The organism is Burkholderia sp. WSM2230, from assembly GCF_000472445.1.
Classification (GTDB): domain Bacteria; phylum Pseudomonadota; class Gammaproteobacteria; order Burkholderiales; family Burkholderiaceae; genus Paraburkholderia.
This window is the reverse complement of the sequence record NZ_AXAJ01000024.1, coordinates 57,824-63,823: the sequence shown is the minus strand read 5'-3', so window position 1 is coordinate 63,823 and position 6,000 is coordinate 57,824. Positions and strand designations below refer to the sequence as shown.

6 protein-coding genes are annotated in these 6,000 nt (G+C 61.7%); 5 read left to right on the top strand and 1 reads right to left on the bottom strand.

Going from position 1 to position 6,000, the window contains the following annotated elements; genetic code table 11:
• Positions 1–111: 111 nt before the first annotated feature.
• Positions 112–975, bottom strand: coding sequence for a FadR/GntR family transcriptional regulator (locus A3AC_RS0128375; protein ID WP_025602942.1), 864 nt, complete (start codon positions 973–975; stop codon positions 112–114).
• 244 nt (positions 976–1,219) lie between these two features.
• Here A3AC_RS0128375 and A3AC_RS0128370 point away from each other — a divergent pair, with 244 nt between their 5' ends.
• From A3AC_RS0128370 to A3AC_RS0128350, 5 genes are all read left to right on the top strand, one after another.
• Complete coding sequence (locus tag A3AC_RS0128370; RefSeq protein ID WP_025602940.1) at positions 1,220–2,428, top strand: ABC transporter substrate-binding protein; 1,209 nt, start codon at positions 1,220–1,222, stop codon at positions 2,426–2,428.
• A 146-nt stretch (positions 2,429–2,574) separates the two neighbouring features.
• A complete protein-coding gene (locus A3AC_RS0128365; RefSeq protein WP_025602939.1) occupies positions 2,575–3,435 on the top strand; it encodes a branched-chain amino acid ABC transporter permease in 861 nt (286 codons plus the stop codon).
• Positions 3,432–4,520 (top strand): branched-chain amino acid ABC transporter permease, encoded by a 1,089-nt coding sequence (locus tag A3AC_RS0128360; RefSeq protein ID WP_025602937.1) that lies wholly within the window; start codon positions 3,432–3,434, stop codon positions 4,518–4,520. The genes A3AC_RS0128365 and A3AC_RS0128360 overlap by 4 nt, the downstream gene beginning before the upstream one ends.
• The gene (locus A3AC_RS0128355) at positions 4,517–5,284 is read left to right on the top strand and encodes an ABC transporter ATP-binding protein (RefSeq protein WP_025602935.1); all 768 of its coding nucleotides are present in this window, start codon (positions 4,517–4,519) and stop codon (positions 5,282–5,284) included. Before A3AC_RS0128360 ends, A3AC_RS0128355 begins: the two co-directional genes overlap by 4 nt.
• Positions 5,281–5,982, top strand: coding sequence for an ABC transporter ATP-binding protein (locus tag A3AC_RS0128350; RefSeq protein WP_025602933.1), 702 nt, complete (start codon positions 5,281–5,283; stop codon positions 5,980–5,982). The genes A3AC_RS0128355 and A3AC_RS0128350 overlap by 4 nt, the downstream gene beginning before the upstream one ends.
• The last annotated feature ends 18 nt before the right edge of the window (positions 5,983–6,000 follow it).

Genomic DNA, 6,000 nt, shown 5'->3' with positions numbered 1-6,000 from the left:
CCCAAAGCCCCAAAGCCCCAAAGCCCCAAAGCCCATAAGGCCAGTAAAGCTCAACCAGCATGCCGGCAATCCGTCGACTCACGCCTCCACAAACACCCCGCCGCCCGTCCATCACTCCCCGCTGTCCACCCCATCAACCTCATCCGAGTCCGCAGCAGGGACATTGCGTGCCCGCACCCGCCGACGGATCTCCGAATCAAGAATCAATCTCCCGCGCAGTTTCCCTTTCATCCGCTTCACGTACCGCGGGGCCTCCGTCATATGCACCGTCATCAACTCGCGCACTCTTTCGACATCGCGCTCGCGTGCCGCTTTCGTGATCGCCTTATGAATCTTGACGTTGGCCTGGCCGAACCGCTCATGCTCGGCCTGCGGCGTATCGTTACGAAACTCGATTAGTTGCCGGATCATCTCGTTGATGAGCTCGCAACTGAACCGCAGAAACGGATTAGGATTCGCCGCGGCCAGAATGTCGTGGAAGTTCACATCCTCCTGACGTTGCCGGACGATATCCTGGCCGCCGGGGGCCGAGGCCGGCCGGTCGCAACATGCAATGCTCGCCTCGAGCGCCTCGAAATCCTGCTCCGTCAGATGCGGCACCGCGCCCGCCGCAAGCTCCGGCTCGAGCAATTTGCGCACGGTGTAAATGTCGTCGATGGAAACGTCCTTGAAGAACAGATAGTTCTGCAGAAGCTGCAACGTCCGGTCCAGCGGCACTTCGACCACCATGCCGCCGCCGCTCGGGCCGGTTGTCACCTTGATGAGCCCTTGCACCTCCAGCGACTTCAGCGCCTCGCGGATCGTGCTCTTGCTCACCGAAAACAATTGCTGGAGCTCAACCTCGCGCGGCAGACGATCGCCCGGCTTCAAATCCTTCTCCGTGATCAACCGCTTGATCTCCTCCGCGACCAGATCGCCGCGCTTTTGCTGCTTGATCTCGATCGCGGCGCCAGCCCTGGCTCGATCCATGGCCATGTTCACTACTCCCTTTTTGTGTACTGCACCATCAGTGTTACGCCGACGTCGACCGCCGCCGCACGAAGGCTGCTTCATCGACGCCAGGAATTTTGCCTTATTGACACGCGAATTTATTATACCTACGATCACTTCTAACCTATTTATCATGATAAATAGAACAGAGCCGGGATGGTGAAAACCTCGCGGCGGCCAGCAGGTTTTCGCAGTCGTTCAGTGCGTGTCTCTTCCAAGGAGCGTCATTTTGAATCGCCGAAATATGTTGAAGCTGGCCGCGCTGTCGGCCGTTCCGGGCACGCTGGGCTCGCTCGTTGCACGAAGTGCCCTTGCGCAGGCGGGCAGCGTGCAATTCGCCTGTCCGGTGCCGATGTCGGGTGCGTTCGCCGCTAACGGCAAGTACGCCGATCTGGGCATGAAGCTCGCCATCGAACAATATGGCAAGGTGCTCGGAGAACCGCTCGCTTATTCCGTGCTCGACACCGAGGGCAAGCCGGCGACGGCGGTGCGGCGCGTGCAGGAGATCGCGCAGCAAAAGAATGCACGGTTCTTCGCAGGAGGTATTTTGTCCTCCGAAGCATTGGCGATGGGCAAGGAAGTGCAAAAGGCCGGCGGCGTTTTCATCACGACGGCGGGTGCCGACGAAATCACAGGAAAGGACTGCAACGACGCCACTTTCCGCTGGTCGGTACCCACCTACGGCGCGATCGAACAGACGGTACGCCCGCTGAGCCAGATCCTGCCGAAAGCCAGGCGCTGGTACACCATCACGCCGCAATACGTGTTCGGCGACGGTCTGTTATCCGCAGCCAAAGCAGTCTTCAAGGACAAGGGCATCGAGCATGTCGGCAACAGCTATCACTCGCTGAACGAAAAAGAGTTCAGCGGCTATCTGACGAACGCCGTTGCCGCAAAGCCGGATGTACTGCTGATCCTCAACTTCGGCTCGCAATCGTCCGATACGCTTCGCCAGGCCGTGAGCTTCGGCATGAAGAACAACTGCACGATTCTGGTCGCGTGGGCTTCTGGTCTCGAGCAATTCGAGTCGCTGGGCGCCGACCTGTGCGACGGCGTCTACTTCGGCGCACAGTATTGGCACGCGATCGATTCGCCGCTGAACCGCGAGTTCGTCAAACGCACGCAAGCGTCGCTGAAGGCGAATCCCAACTACAGCCTTGCAGGCTCGTACATCTGCACCAAGATTCTGCTGGACGGCATCGTGAAGGCCGGCAATGTCGATCCGAAGAAAGTTGTGGCCGCGCTTGAGGGCATGAAATATGAAGGTTTGACAGGTCCCGAAGAGGTTCGCAAGGGCGATCATCAGGTGCTGAAGAACTACTATTTGCTGAAGGGCAAGGCGAAGAACAAAATGAAAAACGCCGACGACTACGCGGATATCGTCAGTTCCGGTCAATCGTTCCTGCCGCTCGACCGGACCGGTTGCAAGCTGACCTGACGCACAACTCACAACGCACAACGCAATCGCGGCGAGCGCAAAGGCAACGCAAACGCAAACGCACCACACGTTAGCCCGCGATGCCGCGCATCCCGTGCGGCACGCATGAACGCAGTCCCGTTTCGCTCAACTTTCAGACGGTGGCCATGAACGTTTATCTACTGCAGATCGTCAACGGCATTGGAGTCGGAATGCTGTACTTCCTGCTCGCGGTCGGTTTGTCGATCGTGTTCGGCCTGCTGCGCTTCGTGAACTTCGCGCACGGTGCCTTCTATCTGCTCGGCGCGTACTTCTGCTATCAGGCGATGCAGTGGTCGATGAGTTTCTGGACGGCGCTCGTCGTCGTGCCGGTCGTAGTGGGCGCATTGGCATGGGTCGTCGAAAAGCTGGTTCTGCGGCACGTCTACGCGCAGCAGCACGAGTTTCATATTCTCGTGACGGTCGGTCTCGCGCTCGTCGTGCAGGAATGCGCGATCCTCGCGTGGGGACCGCTTGGCGACAACGTGCCCGTTCCCGACTTGCTGAACGGCGTGGTGATCTGGGGCAGTTTCGTCTATCCGAAGTACCGCCTCTTCGTGATCGGCTTCACGGCGGTGCTCGCCGCATTGCTGTGGTGGGTGCTGGAAGGCACGCGTCTTGGCAGCGCGGTGCGGGCGGGCAGTGAATCGACGGAAATGGTGTCGCTGCTCGGCATCAACGTATTGCGCGTGTTCAGCCTCGTGTTCGCACTCGGCGCAGCGACCGCCGCGCTCGCCGGCGTGCTTGCCGCGCCGATTCGAGGCGTCGATCCCTTTATGGGCATCGAGGCGCTCGGCGTCGCGTTTGTCGTGGTGGTGGTAGGCGGCATGGGCAACTTTCTCGGCGCGCTGGTGGGCGGCCTCCTGGTCGGCATCGTGCAGAGCGTGATGAGCACGCTGTGGCCGGAGGGCGCCCGCCTGATGATCTATGTAGCGATGGCCGCCGTGCTTCTGTTGCGGCCCAATGGCTTACTCGGGAGAGCCGCGTGATCGATACATCGAAATCCGCCGTCGCCAAAGCCGCTGCGCACGCATCGGGTCGCGCGCCGGCACTCGTACTGCACCGCTATCGCTTTCTGCTGCTCGCGTTGCTGGTGGTATGCATTCTGCCGTTGACGCTGCGTTCCGGCTCGCTCGCCACAGAGGTGCTCGTGTTCGCACTCGCCGCGTTGGGCTGCAATCTTCTGCTGGGCCATACCGGGCTGCTGTCATTCGGGCAGGGCATCTTCTTCGGACTTGGCAGCTACAGCGCGGGGCTGGTGCTGACGAGAGCCGCGTTGCCGGTTCCCGTCGCGCTGCTGGCGGCAATCGTGGTCGGCGCGGCGGCGGCCGCGCTCGTCGGATGGTTTTCGATCAGGCAGCGCGGCACCTATTTCGTCATGCTGACGCTTGCCTTCGGGCAGCTGTTCTACTTCCTCGCCTATACGACGCCCGATCTGACTGGCGGCGACAACGGCCTGCTCGACATTCCGCGTCCTGCGCTCGGGTTGTTCGGCAAGGACCTGGTTGCGTTGGCATCTCCCTGGCAATACTACGGATTTGTCGCCGTGCTGTTCCTCGTCGTATTCTGGCTGCTGATGCGCGTCTCGCACTCCGTATTCGGCCGCACACTCCTCGCGATCCGCGACAACGAAGCACGCGCCGCAGCTGTGGGTTATGACGTCAAGCGATTCAAGCTGATGGCGTTTGTGATCTCCGGCGCGGTTACAGGTCTCGCCGGCGCGTTGCATGCGTTGATGACGGGCATCGCACCGCTCTCCAACATCGACTACCACACGAGCGAAATGATCCTCGTGATCACGGTGATTGGCGGCACCGGCAATCTGTTCGCCTCCGTGCTCGGCGCCGCGTTCTATGTCCTGTTTGCCGACTGGCTGTCCACCCTGTGGCCGCGCTGGCTGCTGCTGCTCGGCATCGTGCTGATGGCGGTGAGCCTCTACATGCAGCGCGGTTTGTGGGGACTCGGCGAGCGCGTCTGGCAGGCGCTGCGCCGCGCGCCACCAGACGACGCCCGCGGAGCACAAGCAACCCGAGCAGCCAATGCCGGCGACGACACCGCAAAGGAGCGCGCATGAGCGAAGCCATTCTCAACGCAAGCGGCGTGGTGAAGCGCTACGGCAAATTCACGGCGCTCTCCGACGTCAACCTGCGTATCATGCCGCGCACGGTGCATTCGGTGATCGGCCCGAACGGCGCGGGCAAGACCACGCTCTTTCACGTGCTGACCGGCACGGTGCCGATCACGGCGGGCACGATTGTCTTCGACGGCCACGACGTGACTCATGAGCCCGATCACAAGCGCGTGCGCGGCGGCATAGCGAGATCGTTCCAGGTGACGAGCCTGTTCGCCAACCTGAGCGTGCGCGAAAACCTGCGACTTGCCGCACAAGGTGTCGACTCCGTGCGTGCGCTCAATGCATGGGCGCCGCCGCGCGGCGCATTGGCACACACGGATACCGTCGATAGTGTGCTCGAACGCCTCGCGTTGCAGCGCTTCAGCGAAGTTGCGGCGGGAGCGCTGTCGCATGGTCAGCAGCGGCGGCTCGAAGTCGGCATGGCGCTCGCCGCGCGGCCCAAGGCGATCTTTCTCGACGAGCCGACGTCCGGCATGGGCATCGACGATCTCGACGATATGAAGCAATTGATCCGCGGTCTGCGCGACGACTACACCGTCGTGCTGATCGAGCACAACATGGGCATCGTGATGGACATCTCCGACACGATCACCGTCATGCAGCAAGGGCGCGTGCTGGTGGAAGGGCGGCCCGACGAGATTCGCGGGGACGAGCGCGTGCGTAGCGCCTATCTCGGCAACATGATCACCGGAGGCCGCGCATGATTCTCGACGTGCAGGACATTCACGGCTTCTACGGCAAAAGTCACATACTGCAAGGCATTTCCTTGCAGATCGGCGAGGGCGAGACCGTCACGCTGCTCGGACGCAACGGCGCGGGCAAGTCCACCACGTTGAAGGCGATTGCCGGCATCGTCGCGCCGAAGAACGGCCGCGTGACGTTCAACGGCACGACGATAAGCGGACTGCAGCCGCACAGAATCGCATCGCGCGGCGTGTGCTTCGTGCCCGAGCATCGCGGCATTTTCCGTTTGCTCAGCGTCGAAGAGAACTTGCGGCTCGGCGCGCGCAAACATTCGCCGTGGCAGCTCGACGACATCTACCGCATTTTTCCGCGGCTCAAGGAGCGGCGCACGAACGGCGGCGGACAATTGTCGGGCGGCGAACAGCAGATGCTCGCCATCGGCCGTGCGCTGATGAATCATCCGCGTCTGCTGATGCTGGACGAGCCGGTGGAAGGTCTCGCGCCGGTGATCGTCGAAGAAATCGTCGCGCAACTGAAGCTCATTCGCGAGGCCGGCGTCGCTATTCTGCTCGTCGAACAGAACCTCGAGGTCTGCACGCAACTGGCGGATCGCCATTACATCATCGAACAGGGAGCGATCGTCTATTCGGGCGACAATGCGTCGTTCGCCGCCGACGATTCGATCAAGGACCGCTATCTCGGCGTCGGCGTAGTCTGAGCCCGCGCCCGACTTCAC

What these genes read in the sequence shown, in the direction of transcription:
- A3AC_RS0128375 (WP_025602942.1), bottom strand. Translation starts at nt 975, where the DNA reads ATGGCCATGGATCGAGCCAGGGCTGGCGCCGCGATCGAGATCAAGCAG.
- A3AC_RS0128365 (WP_025602939.1), top strand. Translation starts at nt 2,575, where the DNA reads ATGAACGTTTATCTACTGCAGATCGTCAACGGCATTGGAGTCGGAATG.
- A3AC_RS0128355 (WP_025602935.1), top strand. Translation starts at nt 4,517, where the DNA reads ATGAGCGAAGCCATTCTCAACGCAAGCGGCGTGGTGAAGCGCTACGGC.
- A3AC_RS0128350 (WP_025602933.1), top strand. Translation starts at nt 5,281, where the DNA reads ATGATTCTCGACGTGCAGGACATTCACGGCTTCTACGGCAAAAGTCAC.